Source organism: Oscillatoria sp. FACHB-1406 (assembly GCF_014698145.1).
GTDB lineage: Bacteria > Cyanobacteriota > Cyanobacteriia > Cyanobacteriales > Spirulinaceae > FACHB-1406.
Genome location: NZ_JACJSM010000001.1, coordinates 441955 through 457824 on the forward strand (window position 1 = coordinate 441955; position 15870 = coordinate 457824).

The 15870-nt window shown below is 46.9% G+C and carries 13 protein-coding genes; 9 read left to right on the plus strand and 4 right to left on the minus strand.

The features are described from left to right. The first annotated feature begins 81 nt into the window (after nucleotides 1-81). Nucleotides 82-567, plus strand: coding sequence for a M67 family metallopeptidase (locus H6G50_RS01915; RefSeq protein ID WP_190712706.1), 486 nt, complete (start codon nucleotides 82-84; stop codon nucleotides 565-567). A gap of 41 nt (nucleotides 568-608) precedes the next feature. On the opposite strand, the gene H6G50_RS01920 is transcribed toward H6G50_RS01915, so the two are convergent. Continuing rightward, nucleotides 609-1166 (minus strand): hypothetical protein, encoded by a 558-nt coding sequence (locus H6G50_RS01920; protein ID WP_190712708.1) that lies wholly within the window; start codon nucleotides 1164-1166, stop codon nucleotides 609-611. A gap of 292 nt (nucleotides 1167-1458) precedes the next feature. On the opposite strand from H6G50_RS01920, the gene H6G50_RS01925 reads away from it, so the two are divergent. The 4 genes from H6G50_RS01925 (at nucleotide 1459) to H6G50_RS01940 (ending at nucleotide 6586) form a co-directional block, all read left to right on the plus strand. Beyond that, the gene (locus tag H6G50_RS01925; protein WP_190712709.1) at nucleotides 1459-2721 is read left to right on the plus strand and encodes an ATP-binding protein; all 1263 of its coding nucleotides are present in this window, start codon (nucleotides 1459-1461) and stop codon (nucleotides 2719-2721) included. Between the two features lie 137 nt (nucleotides 2722-2858). Next, nucleotides 2859-3944, plus strand: coding sequence for a tellurite resistance TerB C-terminal domain-containing protein (locus H6G50_RS01930; RefSeq protein ID WP_190712711.1), 1086 nt, complete (start codon nucleotides 2859-2861; stop codon nucleotides 3942-3944). Nucleotides 3945-4707: 763 nt separating this feature from the next. Then, nucleotides 4708-5343, plus strand: a complete 636-nt coding sequence (locus tag H6G50_RS01935; protein WP_190712713.1) for a PEP-CTERM sorting domain-containing protein — start codon at nucleotides 4708-4710, stop codon at nucleotides 5341-5343. Between the two features lie 610 nt (nucleotides 5344-5953). Next, nucleotides 5954-6586 carry a PEP-CTERM sorting domain-containing protein gene (locus tag H6G50_RS01940; protein WP_190712715.1) on the plus strand — a complete coding sequence of 211 codons (633 nt, stop codon included), beginning with the start codon at nucleotides 5954-5956 and terminating at the stop codon, nucleotides 6584-6586. A gap of 5 nt (nucleotides 6587-6591) precedes the next feature. Here H6G50_RS01940 and H6G50_RS01945 read toward each other — a convergent pair whose 3' ends face one another. Both H6G50_RS01945 and H6G50_RS01950 read right to left on the minus strand, forming a co-directional pair. After that, entirely contained in the window at nucleotides 6592-6855 is a 264-nt protein-coding gene (locus H6G50_RS01945; RefSeq protein WP_190712717.1) for a Txe/YoeB family addiction module toxin, read from the minus strand. Next, on the minus strand, nucleotides 6836-7108 hold the full coding sequence (locus H6G50_RS01950; protein WP_190712718.1) for a type II toxin-antitoxin system Phd/YefM family antitoxin: 273 nt from the start codon (nucleotides 7106-7108) through the stop codon (nucleotides 6836-6838). Before H6G50_RS01950 ends, H6G50_RS01945 begins: the two co-directional genes overlap by 20 nt. A 267-nt stretch (nucleotides 7109-7375) precedes the next feature. On the opposite strand from H6G50_RS01950, the gene H6G50_RS01955 reads away from it, so the two are divergent. The 3 genes from H6G50_RS01955 to rnc all read left to right on the plus strand — a co-directional run bounded on the left by H6G50_RS01955 (nucleotide 7376) and on the right by rnc (nucleotide 9937). Continuing rightward, on the plus strand, nucleotides 7376-8677 hold the full coding sequence (locus H6G50_RS01955; protein ID WP_190712721.1) for an ATP-binding protein: 1302 nt from the start codon (nucleotides 7376-7378) through the stop codon (nucleotides 8675-8677). 5 nt (nucleotides 8678-8682) lie between these two features. Next, complete coding sequence (locus H6G50_RS01960; RefSeq protein WP_190712723.1) at nucleotides 8683-9120, plus strand: DUF2358 domain-containing protein; 438 nt, start codon at nucleotides 8683-8685, stop codon at nucleotides 9118-9120. Between the two features lie 106 nt (nucleotides 9121-9226). Continuing rightward, nucleotides 9227-9937 (plus strand): ribonuclease III, encoded by a 711-nt coding sequence (rnc, locus tag H6G50_RS01965; RefSeq protein WP_190712725.1) that lies wholly within the window; start codon nucleotides 9227-9229, stop codon nucleotides 9935-9937. An 85-nt stretch (nucleotides 9938-10022) separates the two neighbouring features. On the opposite strand, the gene H6G50_RS01970 is transcribed toward rnc, so the two are convergent. After that, entirely contained in the window at nucleotides 10023-11534 is a 1512-nt protein-coding gene (locus H6G50_RS01970) for a hypothetical protein (RefSeq protein ID WP_190712726.1), read from the minus strand. Between the two features lie 597 nt (nucleotides 11535-12131). Between H6G50_RS01970 and H6G50_RS01975 the strand changes: the two genes are divergently transcribed. Next, a complete protein-coding gene (locus tag H6G50_RS01975) occupies nucleotides 12132-15611 on the plus strand; it encodes a response regulator (protein ID WP_190712729.1) in 3480 nt (1159 codons plus the stop codon). The last annotated feature ends 259 nt before the right edge of the window (nucleotides 15612-15870 follow it).

The window sequence follows — 15870 nt, forward strand, 5'->3', positions numbered from 1 at the left end:
CCAGAATCTAGCAATGATTTCTTTTTAATCTATACTTTAGCTTCTTCGATCGCAATTCATACTCTTCCACTCTCCGAGTCTATGGTACTTATTGCTACAGTACAACAACTGCAACTCCTGTGCGATCGCGCCGAAGCTACTTACCCGGAAGAGTGCTGCGGTTTGTTGCTCGGTACGATTTCTGGCGAGATTAAAACGGTGCGAGAGGTGGTTCCAACGGAAAATAGCTGGGACGGGGACGCAGCAGCAGCGTTTGGCGAAGCGCTAGGGTTATCCGCGCGCGCGACGGGGAAAGAGCGAAGTTTTGCCATTGCACCCCAAATTTTACTGCAAGTGCAAAAACAAGCGCGCGATCGCCACCTTAATATTATCGGCATTTACCATTCTCATCCCGACGCTCCCGCCATCCCCTCGCAATTCGATCGCGCGATCGCATGGCCCCAATACTCCTACCCTATCATTTCCGTCCTCGCAGGCAAAGCCGAAAATCTTTTCAGTTGGACGCTCGATAATGAAGGAAATTTTCAAGCCGAAGCCATCCACATCAATGTTGTATTAGAGCGTTAAAGTTCTTTCGTTATCCATTATCAATTGTCCATTATCCATTATTAATCCTCCATCGTTGTGCGCTTGAGTTTATCGTAAAAATCCGAACTTTCTTGCGACGGTGTGAATTTGTGAATCGGGCGATAGTGCGGTTTCTTAGGCAAAGATTCCGTCGCTTGAGCTTCTTGAGAAACCGAAGGCGAGGGCGGTTCCACGTTCAGAAAATCTTCTAGAAACTCAGCCGGAGTTACTTCGGCTTCGGAATGAGTTGAGGGAGCAATTGTCGCTGCTGCTAAAACCTCATTTAATTTATCCCATTCCTCATCTCGTGTCGGAAACAATGGAATTTTACGACAAACTAAGCTTTCAAATTCGTGATTAAAGTGATAGGTGGGCTGTCCGCGTCGCACCCAAAACGCCAAAATTTGTTCGACAGAAATGTCTTTATAGCGTCCTTGATAGAGTGCTTCAATCGTTGCTAAACGCACCCAAATCGGTGGAAAAACCTCTAACCAACCGCTCACTAATTCCAGCGCCGTCAAAGATCCCGTTTCAAAGCCATAATAGCGAATTAATGCCACGGTTTGATTGATGACGGCCTGAGTGGTGGGATCGGTCATTTCAGTGATCGGTTATCAGTCATCTGGGGTGGGGAGTCGTCGTGCAGTATTAAATGCTAGCCCTGACCGAGGAAAATCTTCAACAACGCGATCGCATCCGCCGTTTAAACTTTCTTCAAGGTAAATTTAACCTATTTAGCCTGCGGTAAATTATCTAAATCTGAGTTGCGAGAAAGCATCGGGTAGTAGGCAGCCGTCAATAAAGAGAGTAAACTACAGCAGAACGCGCTTTTGGAATTCTAATTCCCCATTCCGTGCCGTTAAATCGACTCTTGCCCGATAAATTTTACTGATGTCGTCCAATCCTCCTTCCGTTCAACTTCTGCGCCAGCAAGCTGCATCGTTATTGCTGTATCAATCCGTCTTTTCCGGTGAAGTCGGGGCAACCTTTCTCCAGTTACTGCAAGCCCTACAGAGTGGCGACGTACTCGGTAAAATCGAAGCTTACGGGCGTTGGTTTCGGGGCTTAGCAGCGCGCGATCGCAGTTGGTCGGATTATCTCATCGAACAAATTTTACAGGACGATAACCCTTTTTCCCAACAAGCACAACGCCTTCCTTTCGATCGCCTACCGCCCGCCCTCGTGCAAGCTGCCCGCCACGATTTGCAAGCGCTGCAACTCCTTTCTCGCTGCGGGGGCAAACAATTAGCAGAATGGGTGCAAGCGCTGGCGTGGGTTCGCGACAGCGAGGACGAAACGCTGTTGCACGGGTGCGAAAATTGGGCAGATGCGATCGCCGATTTAGCCAGCCATTACGCGCGCTGCGGAACCGGGATTTTCGCCCGCTATCGCGTCTTCCGCTGGCATCAAGGCGAATTCATCGGCATTGCCTCCCCCGACCCCGTACAATGGTCGGAATTAGTCGGTTACGAACTGCAAAAAGCCGATCTCGCGCGCAATACCGAATTTCTGCTGGCGGGAACGCCCGCTTTGCACGTCCTGCTTTATGGCAGTCGCGGTTCGGGAAAATCCTCCCTCGTTAAAGCGCTTGCCAACAAATATACTCAGCAAGGACTGCGACTGATTGAAGTCAATCAAGCCCAGTTAGCCGAACTCCCGGAAATTGTGGAACAGTTGCGCGATTTGCCGCAAAAATTTGTTATTTTCGTGGACGATCTTTCGTTTGAAGAAGATAATGCCGTTTTTAAAGCCTTAAAAGTTGTATTAGAAGGTAGCACCACCGCTCGGGCGCAAAACGTCGTCGTCTATGCGACTTCTAATCGACGGCATCTGGTGCGAGAATATTTTAGCGATCGCCCCCGCCCTAGTGATGGCGATGAAGTTCACGCTTGGGATACACTACAAGAGAAACTCTCCTTTAGCGATCGCTTCGGTTTAACTCTTACCTTTGAACCCGCTAACCAGGATACCTACCTTGTTATTGTCCGCCACCTTGCCGCGCGATCGCGTCTCGACTTACCGACAGAAGAGTTGGAATTTCGCGCCAAACAGTGGGCAACTCGCCATAACGGACGTTCCGGGCGTACCGCGCGGCAGTTCGTCGATTTCCTGCAAAGCGAATTGGCATCAAAACGCGAGAAACAAAATTCTTAAAAATCTTTGCATTGCCCGAGCCAGTTGTAAGAAAATGAGAACAATCGCCAAGGATTGCTGGCTTGTTTCAAACTCCCTTGCCTCGAAGTTAAGTTAGAAAAGGAGTAAAGTCCTTGGATTGCTATAGATTGTAGGGTATGAAATTCTTTCGTTTTACGATCGTCATTGGGGTTGTAATCTTTATTGTCAGTTTTGGCGTGACAATCGCGATCGCGCGAAACTCCCAGCTAGCCTTCCTCAGCGCCAGTCTCAGCGTCATCGCCAGCTACATCGGCGGCACGTTCTTCTACAAACGTCGCCTCCTCGAACAGCGCACCCTTCGCAACTCCCTCTACAATCAAATCGAAGAACTCGAGCAAGAAGAAGAACAACTCTATCATTCCCTCTACGAAGCCACCGCCACCCAACAAAACCTCGAAGCCCACATTCACGCCCTTCAATACGAATCGGAACGGTTGCGGTTGCGCGTCGCCGAACTCCACAACCAGCGCAGCTTACTGCACGAAAGTTTAGTTCAACTCAAAAAAGAACACCAAGAACAAGTTGAACCCCTACACCAACTCCAAAAACAGATTCAATTCCTCGAACAACGCCAAACTCAAGTTAAACATTCCCTCGAAATTAAAACCACCGAAGTTCAACAAGCTGAAACAAGACTCGGTGCCTTGAAACTCGAAATTGAAACCTTACAAAATCAACTCAACAATCGCAGCAAGCAAGAAGAAGAAATCGGCGATCGCACATTTCTGCTCGAACGCAAGCGCCAAGAACTCGAACAACAAGTTCGACAACTTCAAGAACGGCTCCAAAATGGAACGGCAGTAGCAACTCAAGAAAGCGCCGATGAAGCGAAAGAAAGTAACATTCCCGCCCAACTAACACCCCTCCTCCCCAAAGAATGGTTTGACTTACTGACCTTTATCGACGGATTGAGCGATCTAGAAAAAGAAACCTTTGAAGCCATTATCGATCGCGACGAACAACGCCTTAAAGAAATTGCCGATCGCCACACCACCATGCCCGAAGTCCTCATCGAATCCCTCAACGAATCCGCACTCAGCATCTTAGGCGATACGCTTTTAATGGGCGGTAATGGCTCCCTAATTCCCGAATTTCACGAAGAATACTCGAACTTCCTGAAACAGCCCGTGCAACTCCACTTCAAGGAATTTTTATCCGTTTCCCAGCATCAAACTGAAGAGAGCAAGACAATTAATTATTAAAAGTTTATAAGTAGCGGGGCATAAACAAAGTTAACAAGACCTGTAGGGGGGTTAGCTGAAACTGTTGTTATGAGAGCGAGCTAGAAATCAAAACCCGCCCTCCCCGCATTCTATTTAATTACAACCTAGCATCAAGTAGGGTGCGGAGCGCGATCCTCGTAATACCAGTTCTCATAAATTTTGCACTGTTCGGCAGAATTAGGGCATTGCAGTGCAATGCCCCTACAGATAAAATTTAGTGCATCAGGATTGGGAATTGGTATAACGCACCATCAAGATATCTGCCCATTCAAATATTTCTCAGCCAGTAGTAGGGACGTTGTATATAACGTCCCTACTGATATAGCTTACCAATAATGTCGCAAGCCTCCACACTCAATGTCCATTCACATAACTTATGATTTGTCAATCCCTCCTAGGCAGGATTTTTAAAAAATTGATGGAGTCTTTACAGAGACTTTTACGCATTATTACTGAGTAAAGCTACCAGTTTTCATATCCTGACTGGATTTACGGATTTTTTGGCTTTATTTTTATCTATCTGTAGATATATTTTTTTGACGAAGATGAGCTATAGCAGTTGACCCTGCCGATTGGCGTATGTCAGTTTATTTATAGTGAAAACACTCAGAAAAGCGCGAAGTTACCACAAGTTATACAAGATTGTTAATGGGTAGTTTCTACGAAAAATAAGGTTATTGGTAATCTCCCTTTCAGAGGATTCCTACTATCAACCGTAACTCCTTTAGGAAATCTTAGCATCATGGCTATTTCAATCACGCTCGAAAAGTTATTTATCGTTCCTGCTGGAGCAGCAATTATAGCGTTGGGAAATGCTGGAGCGTTACAGGCAGCGGTCTTAACATTTGATGATGTTTCTAACACAAGCAGCGCTGATTTCATTAATAGCAACTATGGTGAATTCAACTGGAACAACTTCGGGGTAGTCAACCGTATTCTTCATCCTGGAAGTGGTTACGACCGAGGAACTGTTTCAGGAAACTACACGGCATTTAATGCTTTCGCAGACCCTGCTTCCCTATCAAGCCTTAATCTTTTTGATTTTAATGGTGCTTATCTAACAGCCGCTTGGAATAATGGTCTTTCTGTGGTCGTTGAAGGTTTAAAGAATGGAATTTCTCTGTATTCAAAGACCGTAGTTGTCGATACGACAAGTCCAACTTGGTTTGATTTTAATTTCTTTGGGGTTGACCAATTAAAGTTTAGTTCTTACGGCGGAACTAATCCAGGAAATCTCGGAGGCGCTGGTACGCATTTCGCGATGGATAACTTTACCTTCAACGAGAAAAAATCTGTCCCCGAACCTGCTTCCACTTTAGGCTTGCTAGCATTGGGTGCAATGGGAGCCGGTTCGATGCTCAAGCGCCAACGGAAATAGAAAGCGCTACCCAAAAGCATAACCCAGTGGCTTCACTTCATTCAATTAAAGCAAAGTCCGTGTTTTCTTCAGTGGAAAGCACGGTTATTTTTTTATCTAGAAGAATATTATCTAGCGGTTTTCGATGGGATAAGGTTCATTTCCGCGATCGCAAACATTGCACATCCCCACTAAAAACGATCTAGCTCCTAAATACGATCGCTACTACTACTACTCGTAATGTATACCGAACTCCTGCGATCTAAATCACATTGCTCGAAAATTCATAAAGTCTTCCGTCAAGCTTTTTTATCTTTCCATGCCTAAAAGCTAGAAATAATCGGAATCTTAGCCTCTTTCGCTAACGGACTGAGAGTATTTCTACTTATCCTCAGAATTTGATGTTTCGATGAAGATTGCGTGAAACTGATGACAGTGAGAATTGAGCTATGCCAAGCTTATTTCAGTGAGAACACTCCGATGAGCGCGAAACTACCCCCATAAATTCGGTTTCCTAACAAGTTACGAAAAACAATGAATGGGCGGTATCTACTCAAAAGAAATAGATAAAAAATCGCACCTCTAGAGTATTCCTACTCTCAATCTCTACTTGTTTGGATAGCTCTGAATTATGGTCACTTCAAAAACGCTCGAAAAAGTATTCATGGTAGCGGCTGGAGCAGCAATTGTAGCAGTTATAAATCCCACCGCATCAACAGCAGCCGTCTTGACTTTTGATGATGTTTCGACGACAGCCAATGCTGAGCTTATTACTAGCAACTATGGTGGATTTAATTGGAACAACTTTGGTGTAGTAAATATTAACCACGCTCCCCAAAGCGGTTATAACAAGGGGACAGTTTCAGGAAGCTACACAACTTACAACGCTTGGGGAAATCCTGCTTCTTTATCAAGCCTTAATCTTTTTGATTTTAATGGTGCTTATCTAACAGCCGCTTGGAATAATGGTCTTTCTGTGGTCGTTGAAGGTTTAAAGAATGGAATTTCTCTGTATTCAAAGACCGTAGTTGTCGATACGACAAGTCCAACTTGGTTTGATTTTAATTTCTTTGGGGTTGACCAATTAAAGTTTAGTTCTTACGGCGGAATTAATCCAGGTCTTGGAGGCAGTGGTACGCATTTCGCGATGGATAACTTCACCTTCAACGAGAAAAAATCTGTCCCCGAACCTGCTTCCACTTTAGGCTTGCTAGCATTGGGCGCAATGGGAGCCGGTTCGATGCTCAAGCGCAAACAGAAATAACCTACCTAATCGTAATGTCCGCCGATCGCAAAAATGTAAATGTATCGGTCATCAAATTTGTAAATCAGACGATCCTTTGAGGATAGTCTGCGCGACCAGAATCCAGAAAGTTGATACTTGAGGGGTTCTGGTTTTCCCGTACCTTTTGCCGGATCGTCCCTTAGCATTTCCTTAAGAACCCGACATAGAACGCGATGCTGTTTGGCATCTTTTTGTCTGAGTTCCTCATAGGTTAGCCAAGTATCTCCTTCAAACACCAAAGATCTCATCGATCTCCCGGGCAGAGGGTTGGTAGCCTTTGCCAGTTACGTGAGTTGTTAAAGAAGCAGAGATTTGTTTCATCAGAGCGCTATTCTGGAGGACGTAGAGCGTTTCTTGGGTTTGTTCCCAATCTTTGGCGCTGACAACGATAAAGTCAGAACCGCTCTGTCCGGTGACTTTAAGCGGTTGATGGCGGTCGATAACGCGATCGATCCAATGTTGGAATCTGTCGCGAAATTGGTCGATTCCGATACTATCCATTACAGTTTCGGGGGCAATTTATTCAAGCTTAACCGAATCGCCGTATTTTCGCGCCCACTCTTCAACCCATTTCAACGGGTTAAGGGAAAACGCGGTTATTTTTTTTAGATTCAAAGCGTCTTCCCAGACCTCTTCAATCCTGACTCCTAAACTCCTGTATTCTTTTCCAAGAGAGTTTCACACCCAGACAGACTCGCTATAGTAGTCTAGTAAATCAGATTGTCCGCAGTGTCGATCGCTGTCGATTGTGTCTCATTCTCAGGATAGATGTCTTTACCCAAACGAGTTTCAACCGCCCTCATCAACGCCCTCGCCGCCGGAGTCGTCCCCAGAATGGGATTGGAAAGCATCGCTGTCGGGAGAGAACGCGAACTTACGGCAATGACACAAGACTTAGAAACGATTGCCGACGGCGGTGCGGCGTTTCGCTTCGTCGTCGGGCGTTACGGTGCGGGAAAAAGCTTTTTATTGCAACTGTTACGCAACCGCGCGATGGAACAAGGATTCGTGGTTGCCGATGCCGATTTATCCCCCCAATTGCGCCTCGCGGGTAGCAAAAACCAAGCCCTGGCAACCTATCGAGAGTTGATGAAAAACTTAGCGACGCGCACCCATGCAAACGGCGGCGCGAGTGCTTTGATTTTGGAGAAATGGATTAGCAGCATTCTCAATCAAGTGGCGCGAGAGACGGGAAAACAACCGGGAGAACCGGAATTCGACAGCAAAGTTGAAAGTAAGATTCGCGAAGTTGTCGAAGATTTGGAAGGGTTGGTTCACGGTTTCGATTTTGCCAATATTATCGTTGCTTACTGGCGGGGCTATCGCGAAGATAATGCGGCGCTTAAAGATGCAGCGTTGCGATGGTTGCGTGGCGAGTATTCGAGCAAAGCTGAGGCAAAAGCGGCGCTGGGAACGCGAGTGATTATCGATGACGATACTTGGTACGATTATATCAAATTATTTGCCAAGTTTTCTGCGGATTTGGGCTATAAGGGGTTGATTATTTTCCTCGATGAAGCGGTTCATTTATATAAGGTATCGAATGCAAAGTCTCGCCAAGCGAATTACGATAAACTCTTGGCGATGTTCAACGATTCGATGCAGGGGAAGGCAGAATATTTAGGAATTGTCGTGGGCGGAACGCCGGAGTTTATTGAGGATAAACGTCGCGGTTTGCAGAGCGATGAGGCTTGGAAAACTCGTTTGGTTCCCAGTCGTTTTTTAAAGAGCGGACTGCGCGATTTTTCAATGCCTGCGGTGCGTTTGGAGCCGCTAACCGCCGCCGAAGTGACGCAACTGTTGCAGCGTCTCAATCAAGTTCGAGTCGAAAGCGATCGCTCGATTCCGCTGTTATCTGCCGCGCAAATCGAGCAGTTCCAACAAGCGGTGATGAATCGTTTGGGAGCGGATAAGTTAATTACGCCGCGCGAAATTGTGCGAGATTTTATTACAATTTTAAACCTTTTGCAACAGAACCCGGAAGTGCGTTTAGAACAATTGCTTTCGAGTTCGGATTTCCAAGTTTTGGGAACGGATGCAGAAGAAGATGATTATACGCTCTCGCTGTAATAGGTATGTTAATTGAAGCAGAATATCAAAATCGAGTTGAAAACGCGATCGCGACACTCCAGAACGATTTACCGACGTTGTTCGAGCGGGATATTGACTACAGTATCTATACGGGCGAGATTGAGTTTAAGGATCCGGTGAATGAGTTTAAAGGGAAGTTCAATTATCGGATTATTTTTTGGACGCTGCGCTTTCATGCGGCTTTATTTTTTACCCAAATCTTTTTTGATGTGCATCGTATCGAACAGACAGCCAAGGAGACGATTCGGGTAGAATGGACGGTGCGAGGGCGGTTGCGATTGCCGTGGGAAGCGAATTTATTTTTTAATGGCGATTCGACTTATACTTTAACACCGGAAGGATTTATCGATCGCCATCGGGATACTTGGGATCGGAAACCAATCGAGATTTTGAAACAGTTTCTCCCGCAGAGTAAGTCGTAGTCCCTCCGTCCCCTGGTACGCTGAGTCTCGACTTCGCTCGACTGCCGCGAAGTCGAAGCGCCCTCACCCCCTCTCCCTATCTCCGACTTGACTGATAACTGCTTTTATGCTCGATCCCAGACGAAAAAAAGAACTAAAACGACTGATTGAAAAGCTAGGATTGCCGGACAACGTGCGGGTGGATTTTAATTTATTGGATTTAGCTTTAACGCATCCGTCAATTTCAAAGACGGCGAATTACGAGCAACTGGAATTTGTAGGCGATGCGGTGGTACGTTTGGCTTCTTCGGAAGTGTTGCTAGAAACTTATCCCGAAGCCACGGTGGGGGAATTTGCGGCGGTGCGATCGATTTTAGTGAGCGATCGCGTTTTAGCCTCCTTTGCCGAAATGTACGGACTCGATCGCTATTTACTCGTTTCAAACGGGATGATAAGCGATCGCGCGGGTAGAACTTCTCGTCTTGCCGATGCTTTTGAAGCCATCCTCGGCGCGCTATATCTCAGCACCCACACGATGGAATTGGTGCGTCCTTGGCTGGATCCTCTCCTCAAACAAAAAGCTGAGGAAGTGCGCCGAGATCCGGCACGCGAAAACTATAAAGATGCGTTGCAAGAGTGGACGCAGGCAAAATACAGAGTTTTGCCCGAATATCGCGTACAAAAAAATGAACTCGAAAGTAACGAATTTCACCGTTTCAGCGCTGAAGTTTGGCTGCAAGAACGCTGTTTGGGACAAGGAACAGGAGCGACAAAAAAGGCGGCAGAACAGGCTGCGGCAAAGCAAGCCTTTTTGTCAGTGTGTCCGAATAATGAATAATGGGGAAATTATGAATTATGAGTGATGAATTATGAATTATGAATTATGAATTACGAATTACGAATTACGAATTACGAATTACGAATTACGAATTACGAACAACGCTTTCGGGTTCGCTCGTTCCTTCCGCTGCGATCGCGGGTAGCACCTCAAGCCGATCGCGGCGTTCCGATAGAGAGTCGCTTTGCAGTCCGCGTTGCCTCCCCTTACGCTGAGACAAAAACAGCGCCCCCAGCCCCAGACAGATAATCGTAGCGCTAAAAATTTGACCGAGGACGGGAATCGCCGCGATCGCGACAAACAGCACTAAACCGACGCACAGTGAAATCCAGTTCCGCGCCGACCACTCCGGTTTAAAATTTTGCACGAGAACGCGCCCGCCCCAATAACTCATCGCAATTTGGGGGACGAAACTCACAAAAATTCCAAAAGCGACCAGTAAAGCAAGGTTGGCAACCATTCCCACCCCCAGAACGGGCAGCACTAAACCGCGAAGGGTGTACCCAAAAAGGACAGCTAAGACAAAGGCAACGAAGGCAATCGCGATCGCGATTCCTCCGACCGCCAGTATCGTCGCTGCGCCCCAACCCAAACTCGCCACGGGGCGATCGCGAACCGTCCGCGCTAAACTTTGCGCCCAATGCGGTTTCAATCCCACCAAAAGGCTACCGACTAACGCCAGCGTTGCAAAGCGCTGCAATTGTCGCCAAAACGCGCGCGCGGGATTCACCGGCACTCCCGTTACCTTAGACTCGCTCTCGAGCGGTTCTCGAACCGTACTGCCTGCAATCCAAGCTTTTTTGCCGAGTTTTGCCGTTTCTGGCGAGCGATAAGTGAAATTACCGCCGATCTGGGCGGAGTCGGCAACAGCGAGACCATCGGGAACATTCGGCGGCGCGATCGCGGGTTCGGGGAGGAACGGAATCGTTAGGAAAGAGCGGTTCCCAACCCCGATCTGAACGTTGCCATCGAAGATACCATGCAACGCTACCGCTCCGGCAGACGCGATCGCGTTCCTCTGCACCGTTCCCGCCAGTAAAGCGCGCGCCCCCCCAAACATCATATTCCGACCGACGCGACTGCCGACGCGACTTTCCAAACTCTCCCCTAACCCTGCCACATCTTCGCCAATCTCTGCCCGCTCGTCGAGCAGTAAGACTTCTCCGACTAAGCGTAAATCTCCCCCAACCTTGCCGTTCGCAACCACCGTCTGAGCGATCGCGATCGCGTCCCCCGATACTTCCCCGTTAATCCGTACTTGCCGCGCGATAATCACGGCATCGCCGCCGATGGTTCCATTCACTGTCACCGTCTCGGCCGCGAGGTAAGCATCATCCTCAACCGTACCGTTAATCGTAATCCTTTGCGCCGCGATCGCTGCCGTTCCGCCCACCGTTCCTTCAATCGCTACCGTTTTCGCCCTCAAATACACATCCTCATTTACAATCTTTTTCGCCTCAATCGTCGCGTTCTGCGGAACGTTCGCCGCCCCGACCAGCGTCGTACCCAACGCGAAGATTGCTAGTACCAGTCCGAGGAATTTGAGCAGGCTTCTTCGGGTAGCCCATAAATTGGAGCGCAGTCGAGAACGAAACATAGCGGGGGTTTAAAGTAGAAAATCGGCAGCCGCGAATGCAAGAATAACAGAAGGGACGAGCGAAAAGTCTACCATTTAAAAATTTTGGTCTGTAACTCCATTCATCGCAACCTGCACCCTAGCAGCTTTGCAATCTTAGTTTAACGTTCCTCCCATCTTCATTTTCCTACTCGATCGCTCAAAATGGTACTGCGTTCCACAACACCGAGCGTAATCCCTGGACGCTCTCCTAAGCTTAAGAGCCGGAAAATTCTTATTTCACAGGGTATTCCGAAATTCTCATCGGTAATATCGCTGAATGGTCAAGTGCGAGAAAGCCGCCTTTTTCCGGAATCTTAAGGCATCCGGACGTAAAATATAAAACCTTCTCCTTAAGCTTTAAGCCAGTGGGTAGTTTTTCTACCCTGCGACAGTTACCTAAAGTGAAAAGGAAAGACCGATTCATAACCCAATCGCTCGCTGCAAGTTTCACAATGGCTATCATAGATGAAGATTAGACTCGAATAGCTTTCGGATTAGAGGAGAATGCGCGCTCAATCCGCCGCCTACGCCATGTTGTGAGCCTAAAAGTCCGATCTCCTTTACTTTTCTGCTGCTATGTCTCTCAAAGCAATCAAGCAATTTGCCACCCGAGGGGTCGGTCGCATCCCCCTCAATGCCTTTCTCGTTGTTCCTTTTATAGTGCAAATTGCAGGCATAGTCAGTGTTGTGGGCTACCTTTCTTTTAAAAGCGGTCAAAACGCCGTTAACGACCTCGCCGCTCAACTCCGGCAGCAAATTAGCGATCGCACCGAGCAAAAATTAGACGCATACCTCTCCATACCCCGTCAACTCAACCAAATTAACGTCGATGCTGTCGAACTCGGGCTGCTAAAACTCAACGATTTTACCACCACGGGTCGTTATTTTCTCAAACAGATGCAAGCTTTTGAGATTGGTTATAACAACTTCGGCAATATCAAAGGAGAATTTATTGGTGTCGAACGGCTTAATAGCGGCAAACTCCTGATTAATGAAGTTTCCGAGTCAAAGCAATTAGGCAAACTCTACGTTTACACCACCGACGCAAAAGGAAATCGCACCCGCTTAAAGGAAATCAAAAATTACGATCCGCGCAGTGAAGCTTGGTTCTCAGATACATTCAAAGCTGGAAAACCAACCTGGAGTCCGATTTATGAATGGGAAGATAAACCGGAAATTCTCTCGGTTTCTTATAACTACCCTCTTTACGATCGCGAGCGTAAATTTATCGGCGTTATCGGTATCGATCTTATTCTCTCCCAAATTGGCGAATTCCTCCGCACGCTCAAAATTAGTCCCTCTGCTAAAACTTTTATTATCGAACGCGATGGATTTTTAGTCGCTACCTCAGCATCAGAAGCGCCCTACACTCTCAAAAATGGCAATGCAACGCGCATTAAAGCTTCCCAAGGGCAAGATCGCCTCATGCGAGAAACCGCCCGCTTTCTCGAGAGAAAGTACGGCAATCTCCAGCAAATCCAAAAAGCTCGATTCCTGGATTTCAAGCTGGAAGGAGAACGTCAATTCGTACAAGTCACGCCCTGGCAAGACAAATTCGGCCTCGATTGGTTGATTGTGGTGGTCGTTCCCGAAGCCGATTTTATGGGTCAAATTAATAATAATATTCGCACGACCATTGTCCTCTGTCTCGCCGCTCTCGGAGTTGCGGTTGTCGTCGGCATTCTTACTGCCCGTTGGATTATCTTACCCATTCTCCGGCTTAAGGATGCCGCGATCGCGCTCTCCCAAGGAAATTTCGACTCCATTGTTCCCCTCAATCGCAAAGATGAATTAGGAATTTTAGCCAATGCTTTTAATAGCATGGCCCAGCAATTGCAAGCCTCATTTGCAACCTTAGAAACCCAAAACGCCGAACTGCAACGCCTCGATAAACTCAAAGACGAATTTCTCGCTAATACTTCTCACGAATTGCGCACGCCCCTCAACGGAATTATCGGTTTAGCCGAATCGCTCGTTGATGGCGCGACGGGCGAACTTCCCGATACAACCAAAGCCAATTTAAATACAATTATTGCCTCCGGTCGCCGACTTGCCAATCTCGTTAACGATCTTCTCGATTTCTCTCGCTTGCGGCACAAACATATCGAACTACAACTCACGGCGGTAGGTTTGCGGGAGATTGTTGATTTGGTATTAACCTTTTGTCAAACTCAAGTCGGTCAAAAATCGTTGCAACTGATTAACGCGATCGATCCGGAAACCCCTTTAGTTCTTGCTGATGAAAATCGCTTGCAACAAATCCTCTATAATTTAGTCGGAAATGCTATCAAATTCACCGAATCTGGCATCGTTGAAGTCTCGGCACAATTAGTTTTTCCCGAACCGCCTCCGAGCGATGATGAGCGTTTGTTTGCCACGACCGGAAACCTTGCCATCTCTGTTAAAGATACCGGCATTGGCATTCCCGAAGATCGATATGAGAAAATTTTTGAATCTTTTGAACAAGCGGATGGTTCCACTGCCAGAGAGTACGGCGGAACCGGTTTAGGACTCGCCGTTACCCAAAAACTGGTCGAGTTGCATGGGGGAGAAATTCATCTTACTTCTCAAGTTGGCGTTGGCTCGGAGTTTGTGTTTACGCTGCCCTTAGCTCGGTCGGCAGACAGCAAGTTACAACGCTGGGAAGATCGAGAGCGAAATAGGTCGCTTTCCTTAAAAGATTTGCGGCAAGCTCAAGACTTGCAAGCGACAAAATCAACCGCACAAATGATTGCCAAGCTAAGCGATAGATGCCCTCTTATTTTAACAGATAATAAGCCCAAGGTTAACAGTCAATTCAGGATTTTAATTGTCGATGACGAACCCGTAAACTTACAAGTTCTCGCCAATCATTTGTTACTAGAAAATTACGCGATCGCGCAGGCGACGAATGGTTTTGAGGCACTGGAAATTCTCAATAGAGGGTTTAAACCCGACCTGATTCTGCTCGACGTGATGATGCCGCGCATGACGGGTTACGAAGTTTGTCAAAAGATTCGAGAAAGCTTCCCCGCTCTAGAGTTACCAATCGTCATGCTCACTGCCAAGAATCAAACCGAGGATTTAGTGCAAGCCTTTAATCTCGGGGCTAACGATTACTTAACAAAGCCTTTCGTTAAAAAAGAACTGCTCGCTCGCATTAAAACTCATATCAGTTTGTCTAAGATTAACGCTGCTTACGGTCGCTTTGTCCCGCACGATTTTCTCAAGTTTTTAGGGAAAGAGAGCATCATCGATGTCGAACTTGGCGATCATACCTACAAAGAAATGACAATTCTCTTTTCGGACATTCGCTCGTTCACTACCCTTTCCGAGCAAATGTCCCCAGAAGATAATTTCAACTTTATTAACAGTTATTTGAAGCGCGTCAGTCCGGTCATTCGCAATCGCAACGGCTTCATTGATAAATATATCGGCGATGCGATTATGGCTTTATTTCCCCGCTGCGCTGATGATGCGGTTAAAGGTGCAATTGAAATGCAGGAACAAATTCGGCTGTATAACGCACACCGCGAGATGCAAGGATACGTTCCGATTTCAAGCGGTATGGGGCTGCATACTGGAGATATGATGTTAGGCACGATTGGCGAAGAACAGCGTATGGAAAGCACTGTAATTTCCGACGCGGTGAATTTAGCCTCTCGTTTGGAAAGTCTGACGAAACCTTATGGGGCAAAAATTTTAATCAGTCAGGAGACGCTATACTCGCTGGCTGATATGGAGAAGTTTCACTATCGATTTCTCGATCGCGTTCGCGTTAAGGGCAAAAATCAGGCGATCGCGATTTTCGAGATTTTTGACGGCGATCCTGAAGAAGTTCGAGCGCTCAAGCTGCAAACCAAAAGCGAGTTCGAGCGTGCAATTGTTTATTACTACCAGCAACAGTTAGAACCCGCCGAGCAAATTTTCCAAGAAATCTTGCGCCTCAACCCCGAAGATCGCGCCGCCGCCCTCTACCTGACGCGCTGCACCCAAAACCCAGATTCCCTCCCCATCGAAGGCGAGCTAGGTACAGAAATCTTAACCTCGAATTATAGCGTCACCCTAGGCGAATAAAGAATTGAAACGGGAAAATTAAAATAATTGGAAGAGCAGTTAGACCCGCTCGAACTTTGGATTCCGGTATTCGGTAAGTTTTAAGGCGCGCGATCGTCAGCAACAAGTATAATTACTCAATGCCACACCTCATTATTCGTTAAGTGAGACTTAATCGCTTGACAAGCTTAGCTTTCCGAAATCGTAAAAATCAAAAATAGAATTAAGAAGAGAATTTCATAAGTGTGAATTTTTGATGAAAAGCTTGAGACTTCTAAGC